Raw genomic sequence first — 582 nt, forward strand, 5'->3', positions numbered from 1 at the left:
GGGTTCAGGATGGACTCGGGCAGATGGAAGGGGGGCTGGTGGGTGCTGACGGCCTCGGCGGGGTCCTGGCGCATCATGCCGTGGGCCCAGCCGCTGAGGTCCCATCCGAGGTAGCCGGGGCGGCCGCCGGCGAGCAGGCGCAGGGGACCGAGGCGGCGGTGACGGTGGGCGGTGCGGGTCAGCTCGGCGAGGACTCCGGCGGGGACGTGGGTGTCCAGGCATCGGCAGGTGATCAGCACGTCCGGGTCGATCAGCGCGGGGTCCACCACGGGCGGGCGGACGGTGGCGGCGATGTTGGGTAGGCGCAGGGTCGAGTCGGCCAGGTGGAGGTAGACCAGATCGTCGTCGGCCTCCACGGCCACCGGGTGCAGGGTGCGCTCGGGCAGGGCGCGCAGGGTCTTGATGAGGTGGTGGGCCTGGTCGGCGCGCAGCATGGCCCCAGACTCGAGGGGGCCGGTGCTGACGTCGAGGGCGCGGGCGCCGGCGCGGGAGGTGTGGGTGCCATCGGAGCCGGTCAGCTCCAGGCACTGCTGGCGGGCGCGCAGGATCACCGCGGGCGTCGGGGTGCCGGGGGTGTGGGTG

Annotated in this window: 1 protein-coding gene; it reads right to left on the minus strand. The window is 74.7% G+C overall.

Features of this window, described 5'->3' with window-relative positions:
* A partial coding sequence (locus tag J1M39_RS12120) for a hypothetical protein (protein ID WP_206496853.1) occupies positions 1–582 on the minus strand: 582 nt, incomplete at both ends.

Origin of the sequence: Micrococcus sp. KRD077 (genome assembly GCF_017168505.1) — a bacterium.
Taxonomy (GTDB): Bacteria; Actinomycetota; Actinomycetes; order Actinomycetales; family Micrococcaceae; genus Micrococcus; species Micrococcus luteus.